This is a genomic window from [Borrelia] finlandensis (genome assembly GCF_030438365.2).
Lineage (GTDB): Bacteria > Spirochaetota > Spirochaetia > Borreliales > Borreliaceae > Borreliella > Borreliella finlandensis.
Genome location: NZ_CP124070.1, coordinates 487,367 through 512,303, shown reverse-complemented (window position 1 = coordinate 512,303; position 24,937 = coordinate 487,367). Strand labels below are relative to the sequence as shown.

Below are 24,937 nucleotides of genomic sequence, written 5' to 3'. Positions count from 1 at the left end.
TTATGCCAATTACACATGAGTGTTTGTATTGAAAAGAAAAAAAAGTTCAAGCTCAGCCAAGTCAGACATACTTTTAATTTTAATTGCTATTGTTTTAACAATAATTAGTGTGCTATTAATAATCAAAAATTCACTTATTATGCATATTTTTAAAGAAAAAAATTATGATAACAGTTTATTCGAATCAAGTCAAACACAAGATAATAAATTAATTGAAGCTAAAAAAACCACCAATAAAAATACAAATATAAAAATACTTAAAAATGAAAGTTTTTTAATCCAGCCACCAGAAATAAAAAAACTTGAAGAAGAACTCAAGCAAAACCAAAGAAATAATAACCTTAAAAACAAAAAATTTATTAAACTTTATTTTATAAAAGTAACCCCAGAGGGTTATTTTTTAAGACAAACTGTAAAAAGAGCTATATATTACGACAAAAATATTCTTGAAGAAACACTAAAATCTTTAATCAAAGGACCAAATGAATACGAGCTAAAAAATAATTTTTTAAGTTTAATCCCTATAAAAACCAAGCTTTTAAATTTAAGCCTAAGCGAAGGAATTGCCAAAATAAACTTATCTAAAGAATTTTATGAAAATAGTTTTGGAATTGAAGGAATAATTAATCAAATCGCTCAAATAACCTTAACATGCCTTGAAATTAAAGGAATTGATGGAATAATTTTAACAATAGAAAATAATCCAATAATACTTGAAGAATTAAACTTAAATTTCTCAGGAATATTAAATAAAAAGACTTTGGACAAATATTAAAATTCAATATTGCTAAGCAATTGCATAGAGCTTGCAATTCTTAAAACACTTGCCCTAACAACTAAAAACATGAATTCTTGATTGCCTTTTTTACCTTTAGTTTTTAACTTTAATATCTTTTTAACTTGTAATTTATTTTTATAGAATTTTTCAATTACGCTTTGCAAAATTATCTTCAAATACTCACCACTCACAACACCATTAAAATTTTTTATATCTAAATTTAAACTTTTAAACTCAAACTGAGGTTTAATCAAAACTATAATAAAATTATCAGAAAGTTTATCTATTAAATTTACACATATACTTATTGATGATCTAAAAGAAACATCTACAACGGCAAAATTGGGAACAATCTTAAATTCTGTAACATCAAAAATATTAGTTCTCTCTAAAACTTTAACTCTTGGATCAATTCTTAATTTATAAGAAAGTTGATTAATACCTACATCAATTGAATAAACAAAATTGGCACCACACTGCAATAGACAATCGGTAAAACCACCAGTTGAAGAGCCAACATCAACACAAATTTTATTTTTAACTTCGATTTCAAAATCTTTAAGAGCCTCTAAAAGCTTGTAACCTCCTCTTGATACAAATGTTTGACAAATGTTCTCAACTAAATCTATTTTACTTGTTTTGTTTATTAACATTTTAGGATTTTTTTCTTTATGAGAATTTACATATATATTGCCTTTTAAAATTAAGATCATTAATTCTTTTCGTGTTTTTTCTGGATACCTTTTACAAAGTATATTTAATAAATTATTTCTGAATCCTTTCAATTTTTAAAGCATGGCCTGTCTTTAAATTAGAAGTAATAATAACTCCTTGTAAAATTGTGTCATCTTCTACAACTTCAGCTCTCAAGGGAGTATATTCAAGCAAGCCCTTAAGAGAAATATCGGGATTAAATCCTATTACAGAATTTAATCCACCTGTCATACCAATATCACTAATATAGGCTGTCCCCTTTGACAATATTCTTTCATCTTGAGTCATAACATGGGTATGAGTACCAACCACACCTGTTACAAAACCATTTAAAAAATATCCAAAACTTTCTTTTTCATAATTACTTTCAGCGTGAAAATCTACAAAAATGGTTCTAGCCTTATTACTCAGCATATTAACCAATTTTTTTGTATTATCAAAAGGATTCTTTACAATAAAATTCATATTTAAAACCCCTTGAACATTAACAACAGCAACTTTTTCATCTCTAATAGTTAAAAAACAATAACCATGCCCATCTAACAAATCTGAAAAATTATTTGGCCTTAAGATATATGTTTGCTTATTTAGGTAATCATTTATTTTGCAATTAGAATACACATGATTACCGGTAGTAATAACATTAACCCCCGATCTAAAAAGATTATTTGCTATTTCTGGAGTTATTCCAAAACCATTTGAAGAATTTTCCCCATTAGCAATTACCAAATCTATTCTATATTTATTCTTAATGTTTTTAAGATTAAAAAAAACTTTTTTTAATCCACTCTCGCCTATTATATCCCCAATTATCAAGGTTTTAATAGTGCTATCTTGCATATTCAATAACTCTGGTTTCACGAATAATTGTAACTTTAATTTTTCCAGGATATCTCATTTCAGCTTCTATCTTCTTAGCAATATCTCTTGCAAGTAAAATTGACTTTTCATCATTAATCAAAGCATTGTCAACAATAATTCTAACTTCACGACCTGCCTGAATAGCATAACATTTTTGAACACCCTCAAAACTATACGCAATGTCTTCAAGTCTTTTAAGTCTATTTATATAGTTGTTTAAACTTTCCCTTCTTGCTCCAGGACGAGATGCTGAAATGGCATCTGCTATTTGAACCACAATAGCCTCAAGACTCTCGGGTTTCACCTCATTATGATGCGCAGCAATAGCATTAACAACAATTTCGCTCTCTCCGCAACTTTGAGCAAGTTCAGCACCAGTAATAGCATGTCCCTCGCTATTATCAGAAATACTTTCCATCCCTTTCCCAATATCATGCAAAAGGCATGCTCTTTTTACTACAACAGGATCTAATTTCATCTCTTTAGCCAAAATTTCTCCTATTATAGCCGTTTCTTTAGAATGGCTTAAAACATTTTGACCATAACTGCTTCTAAAGTAAAGCCTTCCCAACCCCCTAATAAGTCTCTTATCAAGCCCATGTATATTAAGGTCAAAAACTACCTTCTCACCTTCTTCTTGAATAATGCTATTTATCTCATTGGTAACATTATACACAACTTCTTCAATCCTAGCAGGATGAATTCTGCCATCTGTAACAAGCCTTTCTAAAGTCCTCTTGGCAAGCTCTTTTCTTATTGGATCAAAGCAAGATATAACAACAGCTTCAGGCGTATCATCAATAATGATATCTGCTCCTATTAAAGTCTCAAGAGCCCTAATATTGCGCCCTTCTTTACCTATAATCCTACCTTTCATCTCATCATTAGGCAGCTCAACAGAAGCCACTGTAAACTCAGAGCTCACCTCCGTAACAATACGCTGCATAGTAGATACTAAAATATCTTTTGCAACCTTATCTGCTAATAGCTGTGCTTCCTGCTCACTTTTATTGATAATAACTTGAGCATCTCTTTTAGACTCATGCTCAACTTTTTCAATTACAATTTTTCTAGCATCTTCTCTTGTAAGACCAGAAATATTTTCCAATTTTTTAACAAGATCAGCCTCTTTTTCTCTTATTACTTTTTCTTTTTGTTCAAATTCTTTAATTTTAAAATCAACCCTAGACTGCTGTTTGTCAAGAGCAGATATTCTCTTATCTAAGGTTTCTTCTCTTTGTAATAATCTTTTTTCTAAATTAACAATCTCATTTTTCCGATCTCTTATATCCCTATCTTGCTGGTTTTTTTCTTTAAGCATTTGAGATTTTGCATTAGCAATAATTTGCCTTCTTTCATTTTCTATCTCTAATTGTGATTCTACTCTTACTTTTTTCAGATTTTTTTCTAAATCTAATAAAGACAATCTACCTAAAAAAACTCTTACTAAAAATCCTAATATAAAGCCAGCAAAAATAGAAGAAAAAATAATATATATCATATCATTTAACTCCTATGCTGTTTAAAAGCAATTTAAAATTTAATCTTTAAAACAGTGCCCTCAAATTATTAATTATTCAACTTTTAAAGGCTTTTCAACTAATTCTAGGATAGCCATTTCAGCCGCATCTCCATATCTTTTTCCTAATTTAATCATCCGAGTATACCCACCACTTCTTTGTCTAAAAACAGGAGAAATTTTGGTAAATAGCTTATTTAAAATATGCTTATCATGTATAAATTTTGATAATTCTCGCCTATTATGCACAGTATCAACTTTTGCCCTTGTAATCAATCTTTCAGCAAATCTTTTAACTTCGAACAATTTTGTCTTAGTGGAAGAAATTTTTTCATGCTTAAAAAAAGAAATTACCATATTTTTTAAAAGCGCTCTCCTGTGACTAGACTTCCTACTTAATCTATTAAAACCCAATTTTGTTTTCATGAAACAGCCTAAACTCTCCTTTTATTCAGATATTTTAACATTCTTACTCAATACAGATAGAGCATCTTCTTTAGACATTCCTAAATATAATCGATAAGAGCCAAGTTTTTCGATTATCTCTTCTAAACTTTTTTTCCCAAAATTTCTAGCTTTAGAAAGCTCTTCTGCGTTTTTACTAATAAGTTCTCCTAAAGTCCTAACATTTTCTTTGGCCAAACAATTTAAAGATCTGACTGACAAATTCAATTTCTCAATACTCATATCAAGCAAGTTAGAACTTTCTGATTTTGATTTCTCAAAAGATGTATTAACATTGTCTTCAAAATCAACAAGAGGAAACAAAAACTCTCTTACTATTGATGCGGCCTTTTTTATTGCATCTTTGGCAGAAATCACACCTGTAGTCCAAATTTCCATTACAAGCTTGTCATAATCTGACCTTTGACCAACCCTAGTATCTTCTACAGAATACGAAACTTTTTCTATAGGAGAAAATATAGAATCTAAAGCAATAACATTAACTTCTTCTAAATACTTAGAATTTTGCTCAGAAGACACATAACCCCTACCATAATTAATTTGAAATTCAAGATCCAAATTAACATCACGTGATAAAGTAGCTATAACTAAATCTTTATTAAAAACCTCAACTCCATCTCTTTCAAAATGAGAAGCTTTTAAAACATTGGTATCTTTGCCGCTAACACTAAAGCTTATTGTCTTTTTTTGCTCTCCTTCTCCAAGTTTCAAATGAATATTTTTAATATTAGCAATAACCTCAAGAGTATCTTCAGAAACTCCAGGAATCAAATCAAATTCACTTGAAACAACCTTTGATGAAGAGTCTTTATTGTTGGACTGAACCCTCATAGCAGTAATCGCATACCCTTCAATAGAAGAAAGTAACACACGTCTTAAAGTATTACCTATAGTAATCCCAAAGCCTCTTTCAAAAGGATATATTGTAAATTTACCATAAGACCCATCACCTTGGCTTTTCAAAAATTCAATTTTTTCAGGTATAGTGAAATCTTTCAAAAAATTTTCCACAGGCATCATAACTCCTTCTAGCTAAACTCGTCTGGTTTTTTTCGGTCTGCATCCATTATGAGGAATAGGCGTAATATCTGAAATTGATTTTACAGTCATACCAATCGAACCAATAGCTCTTATTGCAGATTCTCTACCAATGCCTGGCCCTTTTATATACACATGAACATAATTAATTCCAAAATCTCTCACTTTATTTAAAGCAGACTCTGCTGTTATTTGAGCAGCATATGGGGTCGACTTTTTAGCCCCTTTAAAACCCATTCCACCAGCACTTGCCCAAGCTAAAGCATTCCCCTTTATATCAGATACAGTAACTATGGTATTATTAAAAGTAGCTTGTATATAAACGTTTCCTTCTCCGATATTTCTTTTAATTTTTTTTTTACTATTAGTTGATAATTTTGCGCTCAACTTGCCCTCCAAATCTTAAAAACTATTTTATTTGCTAGCTATTTTCTTATTAGCTACAGTCTTTCTTTTTCCTTTTCTAGTTCTTGCATTCGTTTTAGTTCTCTGTCCTCTCAAAGGCAATCCTTTTCTATGCCTAACGCCCCTATAACACGCTATATCCATAAGTCTTTTAATAGACATTGCAACTTCACTTCTAAGTTTTCCTTCTACAACATAATCGCTCTCAATTACCTTCCTAAGTCGATTAACTTCATCATTATCTAAATCTTTAGCAATTTTGCTTGGAGAAATACTTGATTTATTGCAAACTTCCAAAGCTCTTGTTCTACCTATACCATAAATAGAAGTAAGCGCTATTTTTAATTGTTTATTATTTGGTAAATCTATTCCCGATATTCTAGCCATTTTATTTCCTCTAATTTTTACTTTTGTCTTTGTTTATGCTTTAAATTATCACAAATAATTCTTAATACACCTTTTCTTTTTATAACCTTACATTTTTCACAAATTGGCCTTACACTCACTCTAACTTTCATAATCAAACACTCCTAAATTTTTTGCAAAAATGCATAATTCTTTTTATTTCCATGAGAAAATCCTTGAGTTTTTAAATAAGCATCAATATGAATTAATGTATCAAGAGCAACCCCTACCATAATAAGCAAAGAAGACCCCCCCATTATTCTAGAAACATCGTGTGGAAATCTAAAAATATTTTGCACTAAAAATGGAATAATTGCAATAATTGACAAAAAAACAGATCCTGAAAATAGGGTTTTATTCATAATTTCATCTAAATATTTTTCCATCTCATCAGACTTTATTCCCGGAATAGCGCCCCCATTCTTACGAATATTATTACTTATGTCTTTAGGGCTTAACTGAATCTTAGAATAAAAATACGTAAATCCAATTATCAAAATTACATTCAAAAAAGTATAATAAAAACCATTGGGCCTTAAATAAGATAAAATTTGTCTGGCTATGGAAGAAGTTTCTGCAAAACCACTTAAAATTTGTAAAGGTAGAGTAATTAAAACAGAGGCAAAAATAACAGGCAAAACGCCCGATGGATTCAACTTGATTGGCAAATATGAACTAACTGTACTATTAGAATTTGCTCTAGCATAATGAATGGCAATTCGCATTTGAGCCTTATATTCATATATAATCAATATAACAACTAAAATAAATATACTTATAATAAGTATAACAAAAACAGGATTAACATTTTGAGAAGGATCCTGCATGCTTTGGAACAAGTTAAACAAAGCCGCTTGAAGTCTAACCACTATGCCAGAAAAAATTATCAAAGATGTTCCATTACCTACACCTCTTTGATTAATTTGCTCTCCAAACCACAAAAGGATAAATGTCCCCGTAGTAACTGTTAAAATAACAATAAATATATATCTATAAAAGGGAATGGTAACGGCACCCGGAATACCTTTAGCATAAAGGCTTGTTGCGTATCCTTGAACTACGGCTGCAACTATTGTTAAATATTTTGTATATTTTTTAGTCTTTTGTCTTCCGCCGTCACCTTCTTGCATTTTTTTCAAAGAAGGAAAAGAATAAACAAGAAGCTGAACAATAATAGATGCCGAAATGTAAGGCCCTATACTAAGCATAAATATAGAAAAATTACTAAAAGCTCCCCCTGAAAAAAAATCAAAATAATTGGCAATTGAAAAATCTGATTGCGACTTGAAATAACTTTTAAGCGCTACAGAATCTATTCCTGGTATCGGCAAATATGAACCAACTCTAAAAAGAAAAAGAACAAATAAAGTAAACAAGAACTTATTTCTCAAATCCTTAACAGTAAATAAACTTAAAAACAATTCTTTCATCTTTATTCCACTTTAAACTAATTTAATAGTACAACCAATTTTTATTATAAGGCTTTCAGCCGATTTAGAAATTTTAGAAACCTCAAAAGAAACTTTTTTCGTAAGCTTACCATTAGACAAAATTTTAATTTTTTTATTTTTCTTTTTTATAAGTTTATTTTCAAGCAAAGTATCATAATTGACAACTTGTCCATCCTTAAATTTTTTATCTATATCTCCAAGATTAACAATTGCATATTCCAATTTATAATCACTATTAGAAAAACCTTTCCTTGGCAATCTTCTATAAAGAGGAGTCTGCCCACCTTCAAATCCAAGTCTTGGCGAAGTATTTCTTGCTTTTTGCCCTTTTTGACCTCTCCCAGAAGTTTTGCCAAGTCCTGAACCTGGACCTCTGCCAACAATTTTACGTCGCTTGCTCGCTCCCTTAGGCTTTAACAAGTTAAACATTACATTACCTCGCTTAATAAAATCATATTAATAGTCTCGTTAAGCATACCCTTAATAGATTCATTTAAAAAATGTACCTTTTTATCGCCTATTTTATTTAAACCTAATGCTTTTAAAACTTTGACCTTTTTATTTAATTTCCCAATAAGACTTCTTACAAGAAAAACTTGCACATTAATATTGTTTTTAGAAATAATTTTTCTATTATTTTCCATTCTTCTAATAAAACATTTATTCTTAGATCTAGATCTTGAAGCATTAAACCTAGCTTTCTTTAGTTGTAATCTTAATTTCCTTTTAATCATACATTAACCCCATAAAGTTTTCAAAGTTTTTCCTCGCATTTCTGCTACTTTTTCAGCATTCAAAACTAAATCAAATGCCTTAAAAGTCGCCTTTACTACATTCATAGAATTATTAGAACCAAGAGATTTGCTCAAAATATCATGCACTCCTAAAGCCTCCATTACAGCACGAACAGGGCCCCCTGCAATAACACCAGTACCATGAGTAGCTGGTTTGATTAAAACCTTAGCTTTTTTAAAGCAACCAATAACCTCATGTGGCAATGTTCCTTTTCGAATAGGAACAAATCTTAAATTCTTCCTAGCACTTGTTAAACTTTTTTTTATTGCATCACTAGCATCATTAGCTTTACCAAAGCCCCAACCAACATGTCCTTCTCCATCTCCAACAACCATGAAAGCAGCAAAAGAGAATCTTCTTCCGCCCTTAACAACCTTAGTAACTCTATTGAGTGATATTAATTTTTCTATCTGCTTTCTTTGAGCCTGAACATCTACCATAAATACACTCCCTTAAATATTAATACCAAACTCTCTCAAAGAAGTTGCAAAACTTGCAATAAGTCCATGATACTTATAACCATTTCTGTCAAAAATAAGATTATTTATATTTTTCTCCTTAAGCCTTTTAGCAAGAACTTCTCCAAGTTTTTTTACATCATCAATATTTTTGCCTAAATTAAGACTTTTTTCAATAGTAGAAATACTTGCAACAGTATGTCCCTTACTATCATCTATAACTTGCGCATAAAAATACCTATTAGATTTAAATATAGTAATTCGTGGCCTACTGGCTACTCCGCGCCCTATTTTGTCCTTTATTCTTTTTTTACGTCTAAGCTTTCTCTGTTCTGCTTCTTTTATTTTTTTCATAATTATTAACCTAAAATTTATTTTTTTACACCAGATTTTCCAACTTTTCTTCTAATAACTTCATTATCATACTTAATGCCCTTTCCTTTATATGGCTCTGGTTTTTTTAAACTTCTAATCTCAGCAGCAACCTGACCAACCTTAAACTTGTCTATTCCTTCAACTGAAATTTTAGTATTCCCGTCAAGCTTTACGCTAATACCATCTGGAATAACATATTCAAACTGAGTTGAATAACCAAGGCTTAAAAAAAGGCTATTGCCTTGTTGCTCTACTCTATATCCTATACCATTTATAGTAAGAGACTTAGAAAATCCTTCAGTCACTCCTTTTACCATGTTAAAAATTAAACTTCTGTAAAGACCGTGGTAGGCTTTTGCTTTTTTATCATTTAAAACTCGAACAATAATAACACTACCATTCTCAACTTTAACATTAATACTGTCTTTTATATCTTGAACTAATCTTCCCCTAACACCTTCAACTATCACTAAGTTGTCTTTAACATCAACCTTAACAGCATCTGGAATCTTTATCGGAAGTCTTCCAATACGTGACATACATCCCCCTATTAAACTACCAAACTGAGCAAATCAACTCACCACCTATTTTTTTATCTTTAGCTTCCTTGCCAGTAATAACACCTTGAGAAGAAGATATAATTAATATTCCATATCCATTCTTTATTCTTGGCATATTTTTATATGAAGAATAAATTTTTCTACCAGGAGTAGAAATGGCATCTATTTTATTTATAACAGGATTTCTTTTGCTGTCATACTTTATCAAAACCCTAATAAAAGCAATCCCTTCCTTTTCTAAAAAATTAAAATCCTTAATATAACCCTCTTCTTTAAGAATGTTTAATATTGATTTATTCATATTAGACATCTTTAAATCTACAGATCCATGCCCAACTCTGCTTGCATTTCTTAATTTAGTTAGCATGTCTCCTACTGAATAAGTAATCGCCATAAAATTCCCTTACCAACTTGATTTTGAAACGCCAGGAATTAATCCTTCAGACGCATACTTTCTAAAACATATTCGACACATACAAAAATCCCTTAAATATCCTCTTGGACGACCACACAATTTACATCTATTATTTTGCCTTGTTTTATACTTAGGCTTTCTTAAAGCCCTAATAATCATTGATTTTTTTGCCATATACCTTATAAATCCCCTAATTACTAAACGGCATTCCAAATTTCAAAAGCAAAGCTTTGCTTTCTTTATCATTTGAAGCTGTTGTCACAATTGTAATATTCAAACCAGATATTCTCTCTATTTTATCATAGTCTATTTCAGAAAATATTATTTGTTCCGTTATCCCAAAAGAGTAATTTCCATTACCATCAAAAGCATCCCCATTGATTCCCCTAAAATCCTTAACTCTTGGCAATGCCAAATGAATAAGCTTATATAAAAATTCATACATTGCATTACCCCTAAGTGTAACTTTAGCGCCTATTTCTTGTCCTTGCCTAATTTTAAACCCGGCTATTGCTTTTTTTGCTTTTGTCTTTACAGCTTTCTGACCCGTGATCTGAGCAAGCTCTAAAACAGCAGAATCTAATAACTTCTTATTCCTAACAGCCTCCCCAACACCTACAGAAATTACTATCTTCTCAAGCTTGGGAACTTGCATTATAGATTTATATTCAAATTCCTTAACAAGCTCTTTTATAACACTATCTTTATAATATTTCTTCAATTCAGGAACATAATTCATAAACTCTATATCCTCTGTCCATTTTTTTTAAAATACCTTATTTTTTCATTATTTTCAAATCTAATGCCTAATCTTGAAGAAGCTCCCTTGACAAATATCATCACATTTGAAATATCTATAGCGGCCTCCTTATCTATTATTCTGCCTTTTTCTTGAGGCGTCCTAGCTTTAATGACTTTTTTAACCAAATTGCAAGATTCAACAATAACTTTATTTTTTTTTCTATTTATACTAGCAATCTTACCTATTCTACCTCTATCTTTTCCAGAAAGAATTTTTACGCTATCACCTATCTTCAACTTTGTCTTCACAAAACCCCCTTTTGCTATATAACCTCTGAAGCCAATGATACTACTTTCATAAAATTAGCATCCCTAAGTTCTCTTGCAACAGGTCCAAATACTCTTTTGCCCCTAGGGCTTAAATTAGCATCAAGTATCACACAAGCATTGTCATCAAACCTAACATAAGTTCCATTCTTACGTCTTACTTCTTTAGAAGTCCTAACAATTACAGCTTTATGAACATCTCCTTTTTTAACAGAAGAATTAGGAATTGCTTGCTTTACTACAATGGTTATTATATCCCCAATTTTGGCATAACGCCTCTTACTGCCACCAAGCACCTTAATACATTGAGCCACCTTGCCACCAGTATTATCCGCAATTGTTAAATAAGTTTGCATCTGAATCATAATCAACCTCCTTTAGAAAAATCAAAACTATTTTAACTTTTCTAAAACCTCAACAAGAGACCATCTTTTATCTTTACTAATAGGTCGGACTTCAATAATTTTCACCTTATCGCCAACCTTTGAAACTTCTTTTTCATCATGTGCTTTAACTTTTTTACTAACCTTTAAATACTTATGATAAATTGGATGCATCTTTCTTTGAACAATTTCTACTACTATAGTCTTAGACATTTTATCACTAACAACTTTACCAATTAATTCTTTTTTATTTTCTCTTGCCATATCTAAACCTTTCTAATACCTAATTCATATTCACAAATCATTGTATTAAGTCTTGCAATATCACGTCTAATCTCTCTTTTCTTTAAAGGATTTTCAACATGACCAACAACAGATTTAAATCTTAAATCTAAATATTCTTTCTTCAATTCTAGCCTTTTAGCCTTCATGTCCTCAAGAGTAAAATTTTTGAAATTTTTCAACATAATTACCTCAAATCTCGCCTTACAACAAACATGGTTTTTACTGGAAGCTTAGAGCTTGCAAGCGACATAGCCTCTTGAGCAAGCTCCTCTACAACCCCCGACATTTCAAACATAACAGTGCCAAGCTTAACAGGAGCATTCCAATGATCAACACCCCCTTTGCCCTTACCCATTCTAGTTTCAGCTGGTTTTTTAGTATAAGGAATATCAGGAAATATTCTTATCCAAACCCTTCCACCTCTTTTTATTTTACGAGTCATTGCAATACGAGCAGCCTCAATTTGACGAGCAGTAATAAAATTTGTTTCCAAAGAAACAAGTCCATATTCTCCAAAAGAAATTTTATTGCCCTTCTGGGCCTCTCCAGACAATCTTCCTCTCTGCTTCTTTCTATATTTAACCTTTTTTGGACTTAACATCTAATTATCCTCCATCCTGCTCATTAGAATCGCCTCTTTCTTTAGAAAAAGACACACTAAGTTTTTTTTTATTTAAAAGATCTACTTCATCTTTAAACGGCCCATCTTTTTTATTCAAAAGCCTAGTTTGCTTTTCATTAGTCTTTTCTCTATTATTTAAAGTTTTATCAAAATTTTTAACAGCATCGCCTCTTTCCCTAAAAGGCTTTTTATTTATTACCTGGCCAGCATCAGAATTAGTTTGCCTCCCTAAAACTTCACCCTTAAATAACCAAACCTTAACTCCAATAATGCCATAAGTAGTTTGAGCCTCAGAAAATCCATAATCTATATTGGCTCTAAGAGTGTGCAAAGGAACCCGACCTTCCTTAACCTCAAAGCTTCGAGCAATCTCTGCCCCACCAAGTCTACCAGCAATCTTAATTTTTAACCCTTGAGCACCTTTTAACATAGAGGTAGAAAGAGATGATTTTAAAACTTTTCTATAAGACGCTCTATTTTCTACTTGCTTTGCAATCCCATTAGCAATAATTTGAGCATCAAGCTCTGGTCTTTTAACCTCTTTAATCTTAATGCTAATCTTTTTAGAAATTTTTTTAGTTAACAATTGACCAATCTTTTCAAGATTAGAACCTTTAAGCCCTATCACAGAACCAGGCCTTGGAGTAACAATTACTACTGTTACTTTTTGGGGATTATTTCTAATTACTTCTATATCAGAAATATCAAATTTAATCCCTTTAAGAAACTTCATAATTTCTCGCCTTATTAAAAAGTCTTCATGAAGAATTGCAGAATACAATTTTTTATCAAAATACCATTTTGATTTCCAATCCTTATTAATTTTTACCCTTAAGCTATATGGATGTACTTTTTGGCCCATGCTTTATCCTTTAATATCTTTTTTTTCATCAACTTCAACAAAAATATGACAATTTCTATTAACAAGCCTATCAGCTCTACCCCTAGCTCTAGGCCAAATCTTTTTACGACGACGCCCATCATCAACCATAACTGTTTTAACAAATATCATGTCCTCGGAAAGATTTTTATTGTGATACATAGCATTTGATGCTGCTGACTTAACAACTTTTTCTAAAAGCTTAGCTCCTTTATTAGGCATAGAACAAAGCACTGCAATAGCCTTAATATAAGACTCTCCCCGTATATTGTCAGCTATTGGCCTAACTTTTTTTGGAGAAGAGGGTAAATTTTTGCCCTTTGCCGTATATCTTCTATTTACCAACATAACTACTTACTTCCTTCCCTTTTTATCTGACTTAGCATGCCCTCTAAAAATCCTTGTAGGTGAAAACTCGCCAAGCTTATGCCCCACAAGATCCTCAGTAATATAAATAGGTATAAAAGTTTTGCCATTGTAAACAGATATAGTAAGGCTTACCATTTCGGGGATTATTGTTGAAGATCTGGAATAGGTTTTAATAACAACCCTCTTCTCACTTCCAAAAGATGATAAAACTTTTTGATAAAGACTCTTTTCTATAAAAGGTCCTTTTTTAATAGATCTTGCCACTATACCCTCCTATTTATCTCTTCTTTTAATAATAAATTTATCCGAATATCTCTTTTTCTTGCGAGTCTTATAACCTTTAGTAGGCTGTCCCCAAGGAGACACAGGATGACGCCCTCCAGAAGTTTTTCCTTCACCACCACCATGTGGATGGTCAACAGGATTCATAGCAACACCTCTAACCTTGGGTCTTCTACCAAGCCACCTACTTTTACCAGCTTTCCCTATAGAAATATTGGCATAATCTTCATTTCCAATTTCACCAATCGTTGCAATACATTTTTTAAAAATCAATCTCATCTCACCAGATGATAATTTTACAGTGACATAATTCCCGTCAGAAGCAAGTATCATAGCATATCCACCAGCACTTCTTATAAGCTGTCCACCCTTTCCAACATTAAGCTCAATATTGTGAACAGTTCTTCCAATAGGAATATTTTCAAGAGGTAAGGCATTGCCAATTTTAATTGGAGCATTAGGACCACTTTCCAAAACATCTCCAACCTTAATGCCCTTAGGAGAAATAATATACCTTTTTTCTCCATCTTTATAAACAAGCAAAGCTATATTAGCACTTCTATTAGGATCATATTCAATAGAAGCAACTCGAGCAGGAATGCTAAATTTATCTCTTCGATTAAAATCAATCAACCTATGCTTTCTCTTATGCCCACCACCTCTTCTTCTAATACTAATCCTACCAGAAGAATCTCTGCCCGATTTAAATTTTTTACCTTTTGTTAAAGATTTCAAAGGATCATTACCTTTGCTCAAATCATCAAAAGATAAAGTCGTCTTATAGCGCAAAGAAGAAGTTTTTGGCTTATAAGTCTTAATACCCATATTTATTTTTCTCCAAAACCACTAAAAAATATCTATTTTATCTTCCTTTTTGAGATAAACATATGCCTTCTTCCATGAAGAAGTTTTTCCCTTACCTATAGGGTACCCTTTTCTAGACACCACAACCTTGGCTTTACTTTTAATATTGAGCAAATTACACGATACTGGAGTAACATTGAAAAGTTCTTTTATTGCTGCACCAACCTCTTTTTTATTTGCTCTCTTATTAACTTTAAAAACATAAACATTAATACTTTCCCTTTGAGTATTAGTTTTTTCAGTAAGCATCGGTGAAACTATTATATCATAAGCCTTCATACTTATCCTCAACATCCTTTTTATTTAATGTAAAACTCATTGAGCTTGTTAACAGCAGATTCTAGAGCTATTAAATTCTTAGCATAAAATAAATCAACAACCCTAAGTTTATCAAAAGATAAAATCTTTAAATCTCTTATATTTTTACCAGCCCTTTTTATCATCTGATCATCATTGCCCAAAAGAATAACCACCTTACCATTAAAACTTGCAAAATTTTTTATTATTAAAGCAAGATCTTTCGTTTTTCCAGACTCAACATTAAAATTCTCAATAACTTTAAAACTATTTTCATCAGCAGCACGCAAACTTAATACAGACTTAAATGCAAGCTTTTTTACCTTTTTAGGCAATCTATAGCTATAATCCCTAGGCTTTGGCCCTAATGCTATACCTCCGCCAATCCAAACTGGATTTCGCTTTGTACCAACCCTAGCTCTACCGGTTCCTTTTTGCTTCCAAGGCTTTTTAGAACTACCTCTAACCTCTGATCTGGTTTTAGTTGAAGATGTTCCAACCCTAAGATTAGACAATTCGTTTTTTATAGCATTATAAATAGACCCATGACTAATTTCTATATTAAAAACTCTATCATCCAAATTTATAGTTCCAATCTCTTTCCCATCTTTAGAAAAAACTTTTCTTTCCATACTAAATACCTACTTTTTAGATTTCTTAACAACAACAAAAGAACCCTTAGCACCAGGCACAGCCCCTTTTACTAGAAGGGCTCTTTTTTCTTCATCGATTAAAACAACTTCAAGATTTTGAATAGTTTGTTGATTTCCGCCCATTCTACCAGCCATTTTAGTCCCTTTAAATGTTCTTGCAGGAGTAGTAGCTTGTCCTGTTCCACCAAGATGTCTATGGAATTTTGATCCATGAGAAGATGGCCCACCACTAAAATTATGCCTTTTAATAGCCCCTTGAAAACCTTTGCCTTTAGTAGTCCCTGTAACATCTACATACTTAACCGACTTAAAAACATCAACCTTAATCTCATCACCAGCATCATACCCGTCAAGCCCCTTAAGCTCTATCACATATCTTTTAGGTTCAATATCTTTTAAACCTTTATACTGGCCTTTTATAGGCTTTGAAACTTTAGAACTCTTAAGATCAACAGAACCTGCTATAAGAGCGCTATAACCATCTCTATCGACCGTTTTCTTCCCTATAATATAATTGGGCTGAAACTCTATAACAGTAACAGGAACCACAATGCCATTTTTCTGAAATATCTGAGTCATGCCAACTTTTTTTCCAATCAATCCCAACATTAAAATACCTCAAATTCATATACTTAAAATATCATTTACTGTTTAATATCTACCTCAACACCTGCTGGAAGCTCTAATTTCATTAAAGAGTCCATTAAAGCAGAAGTAGGCTCTAAGATATCAATAAGCCTTTTATGAGTTCTCATCTCAAATTGCTCTCTTGATTTTTTATTGACATGAGGAGAACGTAAAACAGTATATTTTTTTATTTTTGTCGGCAAAGGGATTGGACCCTTAATCTGAGCCTTAGCCTTCTGAACAGCTTTAACAATAGATTCGGCACTCTGGTCTAATATTTTAACATCAAAACTAAATAATCTTACGCGTATCTTATCTTTAGCAATCAATTTATTCTCCTAAACTTTAGAGAGTATTAATATATCCTTAAAGTCTTAACCTATTCCAATATCTCAAGAATTCTTCCTGAAGCAACGGTTCTTCCACCTTCTCGAACAGCAAATTCTACATTCTTATCCATAGCTATTGAAGAGATCAGCTCAACAATAATATCAACATTATCACCAGGCATAACCATTTCTTTGCCCTCTAAAGCAACAACTCCAGTAACATCGGTTGTTCTAAAAAAGAACTGTGGTCTATATCCTGGGAAAAATGGCTTGTGCCTACCGCCTTCTTCTTTAGTCAAACAATAAATTGAAGCTTTAAATTTCTTGTGTGGAGTAATTGTACCTGGAGCTGACAAAACTTGTCCCCGCTCAATGTCTTTTTTATCAACGCCTCTTAAAAGAAGACCAACATTATCCCCTGCTTGACCTTGCTCAAGAATTTTCTGAAACATTTCAACACCAGTAACAGTGGTTTTTCTAGTTTCTTTAATTCCAACTATTTCAACTTCTTGACCAACTTTAATAATACCTCTTTCAATACGCCCAGTAGCAACAGTGCCTCTTCCTGAAATAGAAAATACATCTTCAACAGCAAGCAAAAATGGTTTGTCAATATCTCTTTCTGGAAGATCAAAATAATTATCCATAGATTCAAGAAGTTCTTTAACGCATTTTGTAGATTCAGGATCCTCTGGATTTGACATAGCCCCAAAAGCTGAACCTTTGATTATTGGAGTATTAGCTGAAAAGCCATATTTTTCAACAAGTTCCAAAACTTCAACTTCAACAAGCTCAACAAGTTCAGGATCTGCTAAGTCCAATTTATTTAAAAAAACTATTATTTTCTTTATTCCCATTCTTTGAGCAAGAAGCAAATGCTCTTTTGTTTGAGGCTCAGCACCACTATCAGCAGCAACTAAAAGTATCGCTGCATCCATTTGAGCTGCTCCTGTAATCATATTTTTTATATAATCGGCATGGCCTGGACAATCTACATGAGCATAATGTCTATTAGCTGTTTCGTACTCAATATGCCTAGCATTAATTGTTATTCCTCTTGCTTTCTCTTCGGGTGCATTATCAATATCTTCATACTTTAATGCTTTTGCATCTTTATTTAATTTTGAACAATAAATACTAATAGCCGCTGTTAGTGTTGTTTTACCATGATCAACATGACCTATTGTTCCAACATTCATGTGCGGCTTTGTTCTTTGAAAAACTTCTTTTGCCATGACTAACCTCCTAAATTTCACATTCTAAATAGCTACTTACATTTAATCTCTTTAAAAAATTTTAACAAATTTATTCTTATTAAAATAAGAAAATAGCTACAAATAATCAAAAAAATAAAAAAATCAATTTTTTAGAAATTGACCCGAACTACGTGTTTTTCTAAAAAATTTTAATAGCTTTAAAATTCTACACATTTTATAAAATATAGTCAATACGCTTAAACTTTTAAACTCAATTCACTACACATATAATAGTATTAAAAATTAATAGAAACTTTACATTAATTAAAGAAAATCACAAAATGTTGAAAAACAAAGCTTTAAAAGCAACCACTTAAAATAAGCAATACTCAACACATTCAGAAAAAATGAAATTTAACACAATAGTAAATACTTTTTGAAATCTAGTAACTATTTAAAATTGATCAAAAAACCTTTATTTTATCAAAAAGGCTAACACTTTCCCTAGTAAAAAAATATAATAAAAATGATGAAAGCTCAAAAATTTAAGCTTAAATTATTGCCAATACTTTCAATTTCTAGCATTTCAATTGTTTTTATGTCTTGCATGAAAACAAGCACAATAAAATCAAAAGAAAATGCAAAAGAAATTATCTATCTTATTAGCACTATAAAAACCAAAAAAAAAGTAGAAATAATAAACTACAAATCCGACAGCAAAAATAATCTAATAATTACCCTTAAAAACAAAAGCTCAGAAGATATAAATGCAAATTCATTGGCAATTTTTAAAGAAGGCAGCAAAACAGGTGAATTAATAAAAGAAAAACTTAATGGGCTTGAAACAAAAACTTTTCATTTAAAAACTAAAATCAATACTAAAAGAAAAAACACATTATATATTTTTGAAAAACAATAACAAATAGAAATGATTTAAAACCTAAAATTATTAAAATTAATTCTACTTAAAAAAGCTTTATTGCAAACAAACAATTACACTTAAAAATAGATTAACGAAGAATCTAAAATCTATTTTTAAGGCCAAGACATTAAATTTATTAAAAACAAATCAGCCATTTTTTAGCAAAATGCAAATATAAAATAAATCTTAATTACTATTTGTATTTTTTAATTAAAATAGGCTTAGCCCAATAACGAGTGAAAGTAAAAGCAATTAAAATTATAATTGCCAAATAATTTGAAATTATAAAAGCATAACCTAAAGAATTTTCGATTATGCCAAAATATTGAAAAATAAAAACTACTGGAAGACGAATAAGCCAAAGCCTAATAAAAATAACAATCATTGCAATTTTTGTCCTACCAGACCCAATAAGTCCCCCAAAAAATACTTGTTGGAGTCCATATCCAAAAGTACCAATAGTTGTTAACAATAAATAATTATTAGCATAATTTAAAACTTCTAAATCATTTGTAAACAACCTTAGTATAAAATGTTTATTAAAAATAACAATCGAATTTATTATCAATAAAATTGCCAAAGAAATAAAAAACCCTTTTTTCAAAACTTCTCCCACCCTATTGACTTTCTTAGCACCCAGATTTTGCCCAACAATTGAAATAATTCCAGTACCAATTCCCATAGCAGGAAGAAATAAAAAAGAAATAATGGTGTTTGTAAGTCCATAAGCCGCCAAAAATTTTGGACTAATCTCAATAACTATATAATTGAAAATAAAAAAAGACAACGAAACCATTATTTGCCCAAAAGTTGAGGGCAATCCCAGATTAACAATTTCTTTAATAGATCTTACATCTATCACTAAATCCTTCAGATGAATTTTTAATCCATAATTTAGCCTGTAAGTCAAAAATAAATAAAAGACAACTGTTAACAATTTTGAAAATAAAGTGGCCCAAGCAGCTCCAGTAATGCCCATATTAAAACTAAATATTAAAATTGGATCAAGAATAAAATTAACAATATTGGCAAATAAAACTATTGTCATTGAAAGGATAGTTTCTCCTTGAGCATTTAAAATATATGTAATCGAAATACTTAAAAACATAATAGGTATTGCAAAAATTGTCACATAAAAATAAACTCTTGAAAGTTCTTTAAGCTCTCCTTTTACACCCAATAAATCTAAAAGATGATCAATAAAAAAAAAACACAAATAGTAACAAATAAGGATAAAACAAAGTTTAAAACAATAAGTTGCCCTGCATATCTTGAAAAACGAGAAAAATTTCCCTCTCCTATGCATTTTGACATCAAAGAAATGCTTCCTGTAGCCATTCCCATAGCAATAGCTATAATAAAAAAATTTACAGGACCAGCAAGTGAAAGCGCTGACAAAGGCATGGCTCCGAGTTTGCCAACATAAAACATATCAGTAAGATCATAAAAAGCTTGAATAATATTGGTTATAACAATAGGAAAACTTATTAAAAAAAGAACCTTGTATAAATTGCCATTTAATATTAATTCCCTAGTCTTGCTCTTATCTGTAGACATAAAATTTTATCTCCATCTAAAACATTTTTTATAAAAAATCTAAAATCAAATTTATTCATCAGTAATAAACAAGTATTTAATTTTTAATTTTTGAAATTAAAAATTAATATACAATGTCAAAACAATTAATAGTCAACATGTTATGCATTAAATGACCAAGATATAAATAAAATCCATTAATCTGCCACAACAAAAAAATCATAACCAAAAACAGAAAAATTAAAACCAGATATAATAAATAATAAAAATTTAATAATTCTGATATTAATCATAAATAAACAGTAATTAATAAAATTAAAACCATTCTTACGAATTAAAGCAGAGAAATAAATACTTTATTTAAAAGAATAATTAATATTATAAAAATAAAAATTCAAAATCAGAAATACCTCTCTGCAAATTTTTATCAATCTTTCAATATTATTTTTTACACTAAGATCTTTAAACTATAAAATAAAAAAATTAATAATATTAGATAAAAACACTAAAACCCTAATAATACTTCAAATTACAGACCAACTAAATAAAATAACAAAAAATCTCAACAATAAAAATTAATGTAATATATTTTCATTCATAATTCAACCTCTTAATACCTTATCTTTATCTTCTATTAAAAACATTTTCCATAAATCACACATATAATAAAGCTCAACACTAAACTATTGACTTTTAACTTTCTTGATTTTTGCACCCAAATTAATTAATTTGTTAGCTACATCTTCGTATCCTCTTTCAATTTGATAAACATTTTGAATCTCACTGCGACCTTCAGCAACAAAAGCAGCAATAAGAAGAGACATTCCCGCTCGTACATCCGGAGAAGACAAAACATTGCCTTTAAGAGAAGATTTACCCGTAACTACTACGCGGTGTGGATCACAAAGCACAATTCGAGCACCCATTTTTATTAATTTATCTACAAAAAACATCCTAGATTCAAACATCTTCTCAAAAACTAAAACTGTGCCTTCTACTTGCGTTGCAGTAACTACAATAATACTCATAAGGTCTGTTGGAAAGGCTGGCCATGGGCCATCATCAATTTTTGGAATGTGCCCACCAAAATCTAACTTAACTTTTAATTCTTGCTTATCTCTTACATATACATTTTCCCTGTCATATTCAAAATTAATGCCAAGTCTTGAATATACATGCCTAATTAATCTGAAATGCTGGGGGTCTGCTTTTTTAATTTCCAACTCACCCCCTGTTAATGCAGCAAGGCTAATTAAAGAACCAACTTGCATGAAATCAGCTCCTATTCTAAATACGGTCCCACTTAATTTTTTTACACCCTTTATTTCTAAAACATTTGAACCAATTCCTAAAATATTAGCACCCATTGAATTCAACATATTACATAAATCTTGAACATGTGGCTCACAAGCAGCGTTCATAATAACAGTATTTCCTTCAGCAAGAACTGCAGCCATAATGATATTTTCTGTGGCTGTAACAGAAGCTTCATCTAAAAACATTTCAGCGCCAACAAGCTTGTTAGCCTTTAAAACAATCCTTCTATCTTTTGTGCCTAACTTGGCCCCCAGCTTGCAAAGCCCGTAAAAATGAGTATCAAGCCTCCTCTTTCCAATCACATCTCCTCCTGGAAGCGCCATATCTATTTCCCCAAACCTAGAAACAAAAGGTCCTAATAAAAGTATGGAAGCCCTAATTAAATCTGTAAAAGAAGAATCTATTTCTGTTTTTACAATATTTAAAACTTTTATTTTTAAAGTATTTCCCTCTCTTGCAATATCTGCTCCTATATCATTTAAAATATCTAAAACAACTTTTACATCATTAATATTAGGAATATTTTCTAAAATAACCTCTTCATCGGTAAGCAAAGCAGCCAAAATACAAGGTAAAGCAGCGTTCTTATTCCCACTAGCTGTAATTTGACCACCTATCTTATAGCCACCTTCTACAATATAACTATGCATAATCCATCCTCCTATATATAAAAACTTAATAAAATTAAATCACACAGATAAGATTATTAAAATTTAAAGAATATCTAAAGATATGAATATCAAACAATATCCATATCTTTTAAACTCGATTTACAATCTATATATTCTCTAACAGTCTCTACAGAAAAAGAATGGCCATTCTCATCGATATCAATTAAAACACCGTTAAAACCAAGGCCTTCCCAAGATTCATTAAATTTCTGATTTAAAAATCCTTTCAAAAATTTATCCACCTCTAAATCGGGAGAATATCCAATAACACTGTCTAAACTCCCAACTCTCCCCAAATCAGTTATAATAGCAGTATTATCTAAAATTCTCAAATCAGCTGTTAAAATCCTTTTCCCAGTTCCAAGACAAGCACTAACTCTTGATTTTAGATAAAAAAACAAAGCATTAACCTCAGCTGTAGTATTTGAATCAAAAAGAACAATAATATTATTTGTTTGCATTTTGATTCTTTGATAAAAAAAATCAAAACTATAAAAAGGATGATTAAATTTATATTTGGTTATTCCTGTTTGACCTACAATTCTAATCACAGCCAATTTTTTGCCATTAATATTATAAATAAAATAAGAATATCCCTTTAATTTTGCAGGACAATTTAAAGGTTTTAAAATAAAATTATACTTATCAAGATCATCAGATAAATCAGGCCTTGCAAAAGCATTTTCACCTAAAGTTAAAACATCAATTCCATACTTTTTTAATAAAAAGGCATGCTTTTTTCCAAGACCTCTTAAGCCTGTAGTAAAATTATTGCCAGATATTACAAAATCAATCTTTTTTTCCACCTTAAAGGATGATAAAAAAGATTTTATAACAATAATCCCAGCTTTACCGACAACCTCGCCAGTAATTAAAATCCTTAAAGACACAAAGCCTCTCTTTTTATTGATCTAATTCAAACAACTTAATAAGCAAACTTCTTACAATAAAAATTGACACAAAATACCCCACCAAAACAGCGAAAACAATCATCATAAAAATCAATATAAATTGCAAATAAGGCTTTACAATAATGCTAAATTTAACAACTAAAAAAAACTCTAAAAAGAAAACTAGAAACATTAATGACAAGTTCATTAACATACATAAAATAAAACTCAAAATTTTCATTTATTAAGCGCTTTTCTTTTTATAAAAAAATCATAAACTAAAAATAAAATCATACCTATAACAACATAGCTATCTGCAAAATTAAAAGTAGGCCATCTATCAAGTCCAAAAATTCCATAAAATTTCAAATCTAAAAAATCTACAACCCCAGAAGGCCTAAACAATCTATCAATAACATTTCCCACTCCCCCTGAAAAAATTAATAAAAGTGAAATTCTGGCAATACAATTTCTTTCTTTCAAAGAAAGATAAAAAACAAATATTAAAATGAAAATAGGCATTGCAAGAAAAAAAATTTTTTTCAAGCTATAATGGATATTAGAGCCCATAGAAAATAAAATACCTGTGTTTCTTACATGTATTATCCTAAAAAAATCATCAAAAAAGGAAAAATATATTGAGCCTAATTTAACATACTTTGCAACCAAATACTTAGAAAGTTGATCAAAAAAAATCAAACTAATAATAAATACAAAAATATTGAAATATTGCTTACTTTTAGCGCTCATACAAAAATCCTTATAAATTAGTATTTTTACAAATAAATTTAACCTCTAAATCTTCTTGAATTTTGAAATCTTCCATTAATTTAATTAAACCAAAAGTTTCAGTAAAATAATGACCTGCAAAAATTAAGTTCACACCGAATTCTTCTGCCAAAGAATATATTTGATGAGAAGTGTCGCCGGTTATAAACAAATCTACATCATGACATAAAGCTTCTTCAAAAAAAGAGTATCCAGAACCACTAACAATTGCAACCTTATTCACCGATTCTTTGAACTTTTTCGAAAAAAGAATATGTTTATTTTCCTTTTTGATTTTTTCTAAAATTTCAGAAAAGCTAAAAACAGAATCAGCAATAATTCCTAGATTAAACCCTCCATAATTTGCAAAAGCAAAAGGATTTTTTAATCCTAAAAAATCTGAAAACACTTTGCTGTGCGAATAAACAGAATGAGCATCCATAGGCAAATGCACCGAATATAGAGCTAAATTATTTTCAATTAAAAATTTTGTTTTATCATACATATTAGAAACAATGCTCTCTTTTTTTGACCAAAAAATACCGTGATGGGTAATTAAAAAATCATTTCCTTTTGCTTCTTTTAAGGTTGAAAAGCTAGCGTCAACAGCAAAGGCAACCTTGTTAACCTTAGCATTAATATTCCCCACTTGAAGCCCATTTAAATTTTTATCAATATGCTCATACTTATTTATATCAAAAATTGAATTAAGCCTAAAAGACAAATCTCTTACATTCAA

Annotated in this window: 38 protein-coding genes and 1 pseudogene; 2 read left to right on the top strand and 37 right to left on the bottom strand. The window is 30.5% G+C overall.

Going from position 1 to position 24,937, the window contains the following annotated elements; translation table 11 throughout:
• The first annotated feature begins 28 nt into the window (after positions 1 to 28).
• The gene (locus QIA19_RS03090; RefSeq protein WP_301366234.1) at positions 29 to 775 is read left to right on the top strand and encodes a GerMN domain-containing protein; all 747 of its coding nucleotides are present in this window, start codon (positions 29 to 31) and stop codon (positions 773 to 775) included.
• On the opposite strand, the gene QIA19_RS03085 is transcribed toward QIA19_RS03090, so the two are convergent.
• The 31 genes from QIA19_RS03085 to tuf form a co-directional block, all read right to left on the bottom strand.
• Positions 772 to 1,563 (bottom strand): TlyA family RNA methyltransferase, encoded by a 792-nt coding sequence (locus tag QIA19_RS03085; RefSeq protein WP_301365735.1) that lies wholly within the window; start codon positions 1,561 to 1,563, stop codon positions 772 to 774. The two genes, QIA19_RS03090 and QIA19_RS03085, sit on opposite strands and share 4 nt — an antisense overlap.
• Positions 1,544 to 2,332: a TIGR00282 family metallophosphoesterase gene (locus tag QIA19_RS03080; RefSeq protein ID WP_301365733.1), complete on the bottom strand. Its 789-nt coding sequence runs from the start codon at positions 2,330 to 2,332 to the stop codon at positions 1,544 to 1,546. Before QIA19_RS03080 ends, QIA19_RS03085 begins: the two co-directional genes overlap by 20 nt.
• Positions 2,322 to 3,854 (bottom strand): ribonuclease Y, encoded by a 1,533-nt coding sequence (rny, locus tag QIA19_RS03075; RefSeq protein ID WP_301365731.1) that lies wholly within the window; start codon positions 3,852 to 3,854, stop codon positions 2,322 to 2,324. The genes QIA19_RS03080 and rny overlap by 11 nt, the downstream gene beginning before the upstream one ends.
• Before the next feature lie 72 nt (positions 3,855 to 3,926).
• On the bottom strand, positions 3,927 to 4,298 hold the full coding sequence (rplQ, locus tag QIA19_RS03070; RefSeq protein ID WP_002658786.1) for a 50S ribosomal protein L17: 372 nt from the start codon (positions 4,296 to 4,298) through the stop codon (positions 3,927 to 3,929).
• A 21-nt stretch (positions 4,299 to 4,319) separates the two neighbouring features.
• The gene (locus tag QIA19_RS03065) at positions 4,320 to 5,354 is read right to left on the bottom strand and encodes a DNA-directed RNA polymerase subunit alpha (RefSeq protein WP_008882817.1); all 1,035 of its coding nucleotides are present in this window, start codon (positions 5,352 to 5,354) and stop codon (positions 4,320 to 4,322) included.
• 15 nt (positions 5,355 to 5,369) lie between these two features.
• Positions 5,370 to 5,762, bottom strand: a complete 393-nt coding sequence (gene rpsK / locus QIA19_RS03060) for a 30S ribosomal protein S11 (RefSeq protein WP_002557092.1) — start codon at positions 5,760 to 5,762, stop codon at positions 5,370 to 5,372.
• 27 nt (positions 5,763 to 5,789) lie between these two features.
• Entirely contained in the window at positions 5,790 to 6,167 is a 378-nt protein-coding gene (gene rpsM / locus QIA19_RS03055; RefSeq protein ID WP_002557091.1) for a 30S ribosomal protein S13, read from the bottom strand.
• A 17-nt stretch (positions 6,168 to 6,184) separates the two neighbouring features.
• Positions 6,185 to 6,298: a 50S ribosomal protein L36 gene (gene rpmJ, locus QIA19_RS03050; protein WP_008882649.1), complete on the bottom strand. Its 114-nt coding sequence runs from the start codon at positions 6,296 to 6,298 to the stop codon at positions 6,185 to 6,187.
• 12 nt (positions 6,299 to 6,310) lie between these two features.
• On the bottom strand, positions 6,311 to 7,615 hold the full coding sequence (gene secY, locus QIA19_RS03045; RefSeq protein ID WP_301365725.1) for a preprotein translocase subunit SecY: 1,305 nt from the start codon (positions 7,613 to 7,615) through the stop codon (positions 6,311 to 6,313).
• A 12-nt stretch (positions 7,616 to 7,627) separates the two neighbouring features.
• Entirely contained in the window at positions 7,628 to 8,065 is a 438-nt protein-coding gene (gene rplO / locus QIA19_RS03040) for a 50S ribosomal protein L15 (RefSeq protein ID WP_002658858.1), read from the bottom strand.
• Positions 8,065 to 8,370 (bottom strand): 50S ribosomal protein L30, encoded by a 306-nt coding sequence (gene rpmD, locus QIA19_RS03035; protein WP_002657114.1) that lies wholly within the window; start codon positions 8,368 to 8,370, stop codon positions 8,065 to 8,067. The genes rplO and rpmD overlap by 1 nt, the downstream gene beginning before the upstream one ends.
• Before the next feature lie 3 nt (positions 8,371 to 8,373).
• Complete coding sequence (gene rpsE, locus QIA19_RS03030) at positions 8,374 to 8,871, bottom strand: 30S ribosomal protein S5 (protein WP_002557086.1); 498 nt, start codon at positions 8,869 to 8,871, stop codon at positions 8,374 to 8,376.
• Positions 8,872 to 8,883: 12 nt separating this feature from the next.
• Positions 8,884 to 9,243 carry a 50S ribosomal protein L18 gene (gene rplR, locus QIA19_RS03025; RefSeq protein ID WP_008882555.1) on the bottom strand — a complete coding sequence of 120 codons (360 nt, stop codon included), beginning with the start codon at positions 9,241 to 9,243 and terminating at the stop codon, positions 8,884 to 8,886.
• 17 nt (positions 9,244 to 9,260) lie between these two features.
• Complete coding sequence (gene rplF / locus QIA19_RS03020; protein ID WP_008882708.1) at positions 9,261 to 9,803, bottom strand: 50S ribosomal protein L6; 543 nt, start codon at positions 9,801 to 9,803, stop codon at positions 9,261 to 9,263.
• 16 nt (positions 9,804 to 9,819) lie between these two features.
• Positions 9,820 to 10,218: a 30S ribosomal protein S8 gene (gene rpsH / locus QIA19_RS03015; RefSeq protein WP_301365720.1), complete on the bottom strand. Its 399-nt coding sequence runs from the start codon at positions 10,216 to 10,218 to the stop codon at positions 9,820 to 9,822.
• Positions 10,219 to 10,227: 9 nt separating this feature from the next.
• Positions 10,228 to 10,413 (bottom strand): type Z 30S ribosomal protein S14, encoded by a 186-nt coding sequence (locus tag QIA19_RS03010; protein ID WP_002557082.1) that lies wholly within the window; start codon positions 10,411 to 10,413, stop codon positions 10,228 to 10,230.
• 16 nt (positions 10,414 to 10,429) lie between these two features.
• The gene (gene rplE / locus QIA19_RS03005) at positions 10,430 to 10,978 is read right to left on the bottom strand and encodes a 50S ribosomal protein L5 (RefSeq protein ID WP_002557081.1); all 549 of its coding nucleotides are present in this window, start codon (positions 10,976 to 10,978) and stop codon (positions 10,430 to 10,432) included.
• 5 nt (positions 10,979 to 10,983) lie between these two features.
• Complete coding sequence (rplX, locus tag QIA19_RS03000) at positions 10,984 to 11,289, bottom strand: 50S ribosomal protein L24 (protein ID WP_301365717.1); 306 nt, start codon at positions 11,287 to 11,289, stop codon at positions 10,984 to 10,986.
• A gap of 14 nt (positions 11,290 to 11,303) precedes the next feature.
• Positions 11,304 to 11,672 carry a 50S ribosomal protein L14 gene (gene rplN, locus QIA19_RS02995; protein ID WP_002655934.1) on the bottom strand — a complete coding sequence of 123 codons (369 nt, stop codon included), beginning with the start codon at positions 11,670 to 11,672 and terminating at the stop codon, positions 11,304 to 11,306.
• 27 nt (positions 11,673 to 11,699) lie between these two features.
• Positions 11,700 to 11,954, bottom strand: coding sequence for a 30S ribosomal protein S17 (gene rpsQ / locus QIA19_RS02990; RefSeq protein WP_002557078.1), 255 nt, complete (start codon positions 11,952 to 11,954; stop codon positions 11,700 to 11,702).
• Between the two features lie 2 nt (positions 11,955 to 11,956).
• Positions 11,957 to 12,157 carry a 50S ribosomal protein L29 gene (gene rpmC / locus QIA19_RS02985; RefSeq protein ID WP_002557077.1) on the bottom strand — a complete coding sequence of 67 codons (201 nt, stop codon included), beginning with the start codon at positions 12,155 to 12,157 and terminating at the stop codon, positions 11,957 to 11,959.
• A gap of 2 nt (positions 12,158 to 12,159) precedes the next feature.
• Positions 12,160 to 12,576, bottom strand: a complete 417-nt coding sequence (gene rplP, locus QIA19_RS02980) for a 50S ribosomal protein L16 (RefSeq protein WP_002656214.1) — start codon at positions 12,574 to 12,576, stop codon at positions 12,160 to 12,162.
• Between the two features lie 4 nt (positions 12,577 to 12,580).
• On the bottom strand, positions 12,581 to 13,459 hold the full coding sequence (gene rpsC, locus QIA19_RS02975; RefSeq protein ID WP_301365714.1) for a 30S ribosomal protein S3: 879 nt from the start codon (positions 13,457 to 13,459) through the stop codon (positions 12,581 to 12,583).
• Between the two features lie 3 nt (positions 13,460 to 13,462).
• The gene (rplV, locus tag QIA19_RS02970) at positions 13,463 to 13,825 is read right to left on the bottom strand and encodes a 50S ribosomal protein L22 (RefSeq protein ID WP_002656402.1); all 363 of its coding nucleotides are present in this window, start codon (positions 13,823 to 13,825) and stop codon (positions 13,463 to 13,465) included.
• Between the two features lie 6 nt (positions 13,826 to 13,831).
• Positions 13,832 to 14,110 carry a 30S ribosomal protein S19 gene (gene rpsS, locus QIA19_RS02965; protein WP_002557073.1) on the bottom strand — a complete coding sequence of 93 codons (279 nt, stop codon included), beginning with the start codon at positions 14,108 to 14,110 and terminating at the stop codon, positions 13,832 to 13,834.
• A gap of 9 nt (positions 14,111 to 14,119) precedes the next feature.
• Complete coding sequence (rplB, locus tag QIA19_RS02960) at positions 14,120 to 14,953, bottom strand: 50S ribosomal protein L2 (protein WP_301365711.1); 834 nt, start codon at positions 14,951 to 14,953, stop codon at positions 14,120 to 14,122.
• Between the two features lie 21 nt (positions 14,954 to 14,974).
• Positions 14,975 to 15,271, bottom strand: coding sequence for a 50S ribosomal protein L23 (gene rplW / locus QIA19_RS02955; RefSeq protein ID WP_002557071.1), 297 nt, complete (start codon positions 15,269 to 15,271; stop codon positions 14,975 to 14,977).
• 20 nt (positions 15,272 to 15,291) lie between these two features.
• Entirely contained in the window at positions 15,292 to 15,921 is a 630-nt protein-coding gene (gene rplD / locus QIA19_RS02950) for a 50S ribosomal protein L4 (protein WP_002557070.1), read from the bottom strand.
• 9 nt (positions 15,922 to 15,930) lie between these two features.
• A complete protein-coding gene (gene rplC, locus QIA19_RS02945; RefSeq protein ID WP_301365707.1) occupies positions 15,931 to 16,551 on the bottom strand; it encodes a 50S ribosomal protein L3 in 621 nt (206 codons plus the stop codon).
• A 35-nt stretch (positions 16,552 to 16,586) separates the two neighbouring features.
• Complete coding sequence (gene rpsJ, locus QIA19_RS02940) at positions 16,587 to 16,898, bottom strand: 30S ribosomal protein S10 (protein WP_002557068.1); 312 nt, start codon at positions 16,896 to 16,898, stop codon at positions 16,587 to 16,589.
• A 50-nt stretch (positions 16,899 to 16,948) separates the two neighbouring features.
• Complete coding sequence (gene tuf, locus QIA19_RS02935) at positions 16,949 to 18,133, bottom strand: elongation factor Tu (RefSeq protein ID WP_091972162.1); 1,185 nt, start codon at positions 18,131 to 18,133, stop codon at positions 16,949 to 16,951.
• A gap of 490 nt (positions 18,134 to 18,623) precedes the next feature.
• Here tuf and QIA19_RS02930 point away from each other — a divergent pair, with 490 nt between their 5' ends.
• Positions 18,624 to 19,013 (top strand): hypothetical protein, encoded by a 390-nt coding sequence (locus QIA19_RS02930; protein ID WP_301365703.1) that lies wholly within the window; start codon positions 18,624 to 18,626, stop codon positions 19,011 to 19,013.
• A gap of 196 nt (positions 19,014 to 19,209) precedes the next feature.
• Here the strand turns inward: QIA19_RS02930 and QIA19_RS02925 are convergent.
• The 6 genes and pseudogenes from QIA19_RS02925 to QIA19_RS02900 all read right to left on the bottom strand — a co-directional run bounded on the left by QIA19_RS02925 (position 19,210) and on the right by QIA19_RS02900 (position 24,937).
• Positions 19,210 to 20,447: pseudogene (locus QIA19_RS02925) on the bottom strand (MATE family efflux transporter).
• Between the two features lie 788 nt (positions 20,448 to 21,235).
• Positions 21,236 to 22,519: a UDP-N-acetylglucosamine 1-carboxyvinyltransferase gene (gene murA / locus QIA19_RS02920; RefSeq protein ID WP_301365701.1), complete on the bottom strand. Its 1,284-nt coding sequence runs from the start codon at positions 22,517 to 22,519 to the stop codon at positions 21,236 to 21,238.
• Positions 22,520 to 22,608: 89 nt separating this feature from the next.
• Positions 22,609 to 23,430, bottom strand: a complete 822-nt coding sequence (locus QIA19_RS02915; protein ID WP_002557063.1) for a TIGR00282 family metallophosphoesterase — start codon at positions 23,428 to 23,430, stop codon at positions 22,609 to 22,611.
• 13 nt (positions 23,431 to 23,443) lie between these two features.
• Entirely contained in the window at positions 23,444 to 23,623 is a 180-nt protein-coding gene (locus tag QIA19_RS02910) for a hypothetical protein (RefSeq protein WP_002665281.1), read from the bottom strand.
• A 44-nt stretch (positions 23,624 to 23,667) separates the two neighbouring features.
• On the bottom strand, positions 23,668 to 24,180 hold the full coding sequence (gene lspA / locus QIA19_RS02905) for a signal peptidase II (protein ID WP_301365696.1): 513 nt from the start codon (positions 24,178 to 24,180) through the stop codon (positions 23,668 to 23,670).
• 10 nt (positions 24,181 to 24,190) lie between these two features.
• On the bottom strand, positions 24,191 to 24,937 hold the full coding sequence (locus tag QIA19_RS02900) for a Nif3-like dinuclear metal center hexameric protein (protein ID WP_301365694.1): 747 nt from the start codon (positions 24,935 to 24,937) through the stop codon (positions 24,191 to 24,193).

What these genes read in the sequence shown, in the direction of transcription:
- tuf (WP_091972162.1), bottom strand. Translation starts at nt 18,133, where the DNA reads ATGGCAAAAGAAGTTTTTCAAAGAACAAAGCCGCACATGAATGTTGGA.
- rpsC (WP_301365714.1), bottom strand. Translation starts at nt 13,459, where the DNA reads ATGGGCCAAAAAGTACATCCATATAGCTTAAGGGTAAAAATTAATAAG.
- rpmC (WP_002557077.1), bottom strand. Translation starts at nt 12,157, where the DNA reads ATGTTGAAAAATTTCAAAAATTTTACTCTTGAGGACATGAAGGCTAAA.
- rplW (WP_002557071.1), bottom strand. Translation starts at nt 15,271, where the DNA reads ATGAAGGCTTATGATATAATAGTTTCACCGATGCTTACTGAAAAAACT.
- secY (WP_301365725.1), bottom strand. Translation starts at nt 7,615, where the DNA reads ATGAAAGAATTGTTTTTAAGTTTATTTACTGTTAAGGATTTGAGAAAT.
- rplE (WP_002557081.1), bottom strand. Translation starts at nt 10,978, where the DNA reads ATGAATTATGTTCCTGAATTGAAGAAATATTATAAAGATAGTGTTATA.
- QIA19_RS03010 (WP_002557082.1), bottom strand. Translation starts at nt 10,413, where the DNA reads ATGGCAAAAAAATCAATGATTATTAGGGCTTTAAGAAAGCCTAAGTAT.
- rplD (WP_002557070.1), bottom strand. Translation starts at nt 15,921, where the DNA reads ATGGAAAGAAAAGTTTTTTCTAAAGATGGGAAAGAGATTGGAACTATA.
- rny (WP_301365731.1), bottom strand. Translation starts at nt 3,854, where the DNA reads ATGATATATATTATTTTTTCTTCTATTTTTGCTGGCTTTATATTAGGA.
- rplR (WP_008882555.1), bottom strand. Translation starts at nt 9,243, where the DNA reads ATGAAAAAAATAAAAGAAGCAGAACAGAGAAAGCTTAGACGTAAAAAA.
- rpsQ (WP_002557078.1), bottom strand. Translation starts at nt 11,954, where the DNA reads ATGGCAAGAGAAAATAAAAAAGAATTAATTGGTAAAGTTGTTAGTGAT.
- rpsH (WP_301365720.1), bottom strand. Translation starts at nt 10,218, where the DNA reads ATGGCGATTACTTATTCAGTAGGAGACATGCTAACTAAATTAAGAAAT.
- rplB (WP_301365711.1), bottom strand. Translation starts at nt 14,953, where the DNA reads ATGGGTATTAAGACTTATAAGCCAAAAACTTCTTCTTTGCGCTATAAG.
- rplP (WP_002656214.1), bottom strand. Translation starts at nt 12,576, where the DNA reads ATGTTAAGTCCAAAAAAGGTTAAATATAGAAAGAAGCAGAGAGGAAGA.
- rplO (WP_002658858.1), bottom strand. Translation starts at nt 8,065, where the DNA reads ATGTTTAACTTGTTAAAGCCTAAGGGAGCGAGCAAGCGACGTAAAATT.
- rpmD (WP_002657114.1), bottom strand. Translation starts at nt 8,370, where the DNA reads ATGATTAAAAGGAAATTAAGATTACAACTAAAGAAAGCTAGGTTTAAT.
- rplN (WP_002655934.1), bottom strand. Translation starts at nt 11,672, where the DNA reads ATGATTCAGATGCAAACTTATTTAACAATTGCGGATAATACTGGTGGC.
- rpsE (WP_002557086.1), bottom strand. Translation starts at nt 8,871, where the DNA reads ATGGTAGATGTTCAGGCTCAAAGAAAGCAGATAGAAAAATTAATATCA.
- lspA (WP_301365696.1), bottom strand. Translation starts at nt 24,180, where the DNA reads ATGAGCGCTAAAAGTAAGCAATATTTCAATATTTTTGTATTTATTATT.
- rplC (WP_301365707.1), bottom strand. Translation starts at nt 16,551, where the DNA reads ATGTTGGGATTGATTGGAAAAAAAGTTGGCATGACTCAGATATTTCAG.
- QIA19_RS03065 (WP_008882817.1), bottom strand. Translation starts at nt 5,354, where the DNA reads ATGCCTGTGGAAAATTTTTTGAAAGATTTCACTATACCTGAAAAAATT.
- rpmJ (WP_008882649.1), bottom strand. Translation starts at nt 6,298, where the DNA reads ATGAAAGTTAGAGTGAGTGTAAGGCCAATTTGTGAAAAATGTAAGGTT.
- murA (WP_301365701.1), bottom strand. Translation starts at nt 22,519, where the DNA reads ATGCATAGTTATATTGTAGAAGGTGGCTATAAGATAGGTGGTCAAATT.
- QIA19_RS02910 (WP_002665281.1), bottom strand. Translation starts at nt 23,623, where the DNA reads ATGTTTCTAGTTTTCTTTTTAGAGTTTTTTTTAGTTGTTAAATTTAGC.
- rplF (WP_008882708.1), bottom strand. Translation starts at nt 9,803, where the DNA reads ATGTCACGTATTGGAAGACTTCCGATAAAGATTCCAGATGCTGTTAAG.
- rpsM (WP_002557091.1), bottom strand. Translation starts at nt 6,167, where the DNA reads ATGGCTAGAATATCGGGAATAGATTTACCAAATAATAAACAATTAAAA.
- rplV (WP_002656402.1), bottom strand. Translation starts at nt 13,825, where the DNA reads ATGTTGGTAAATAGAAGATATACGGCAAAGGGCAAAAATTTACCCTCT.
- QIA19_RS02930 (WP_301365703.1), top strand. Translation starts at nt 18,624, where the DNA reads ATGAAAGCTCAAAAATTTAAGCTTAAATTATTGCCAATACTTTCAATT.
- rplQ (WP_002658786.1), bottom strand. Translation starts at nt 4,298, where the DNA reads ATGAAAACAAAATTGGGTTTTAATAGATTAAGTAGGAAGTCTAGTCAC.
- QIA19_RS03080 (WP_301365733.1), bottom strand. Translation starts at nt 2,332, where the DNA reads ATGCAAGATAGCACTATTAAAACCTTGATAATTGGGGATATAATAGGC.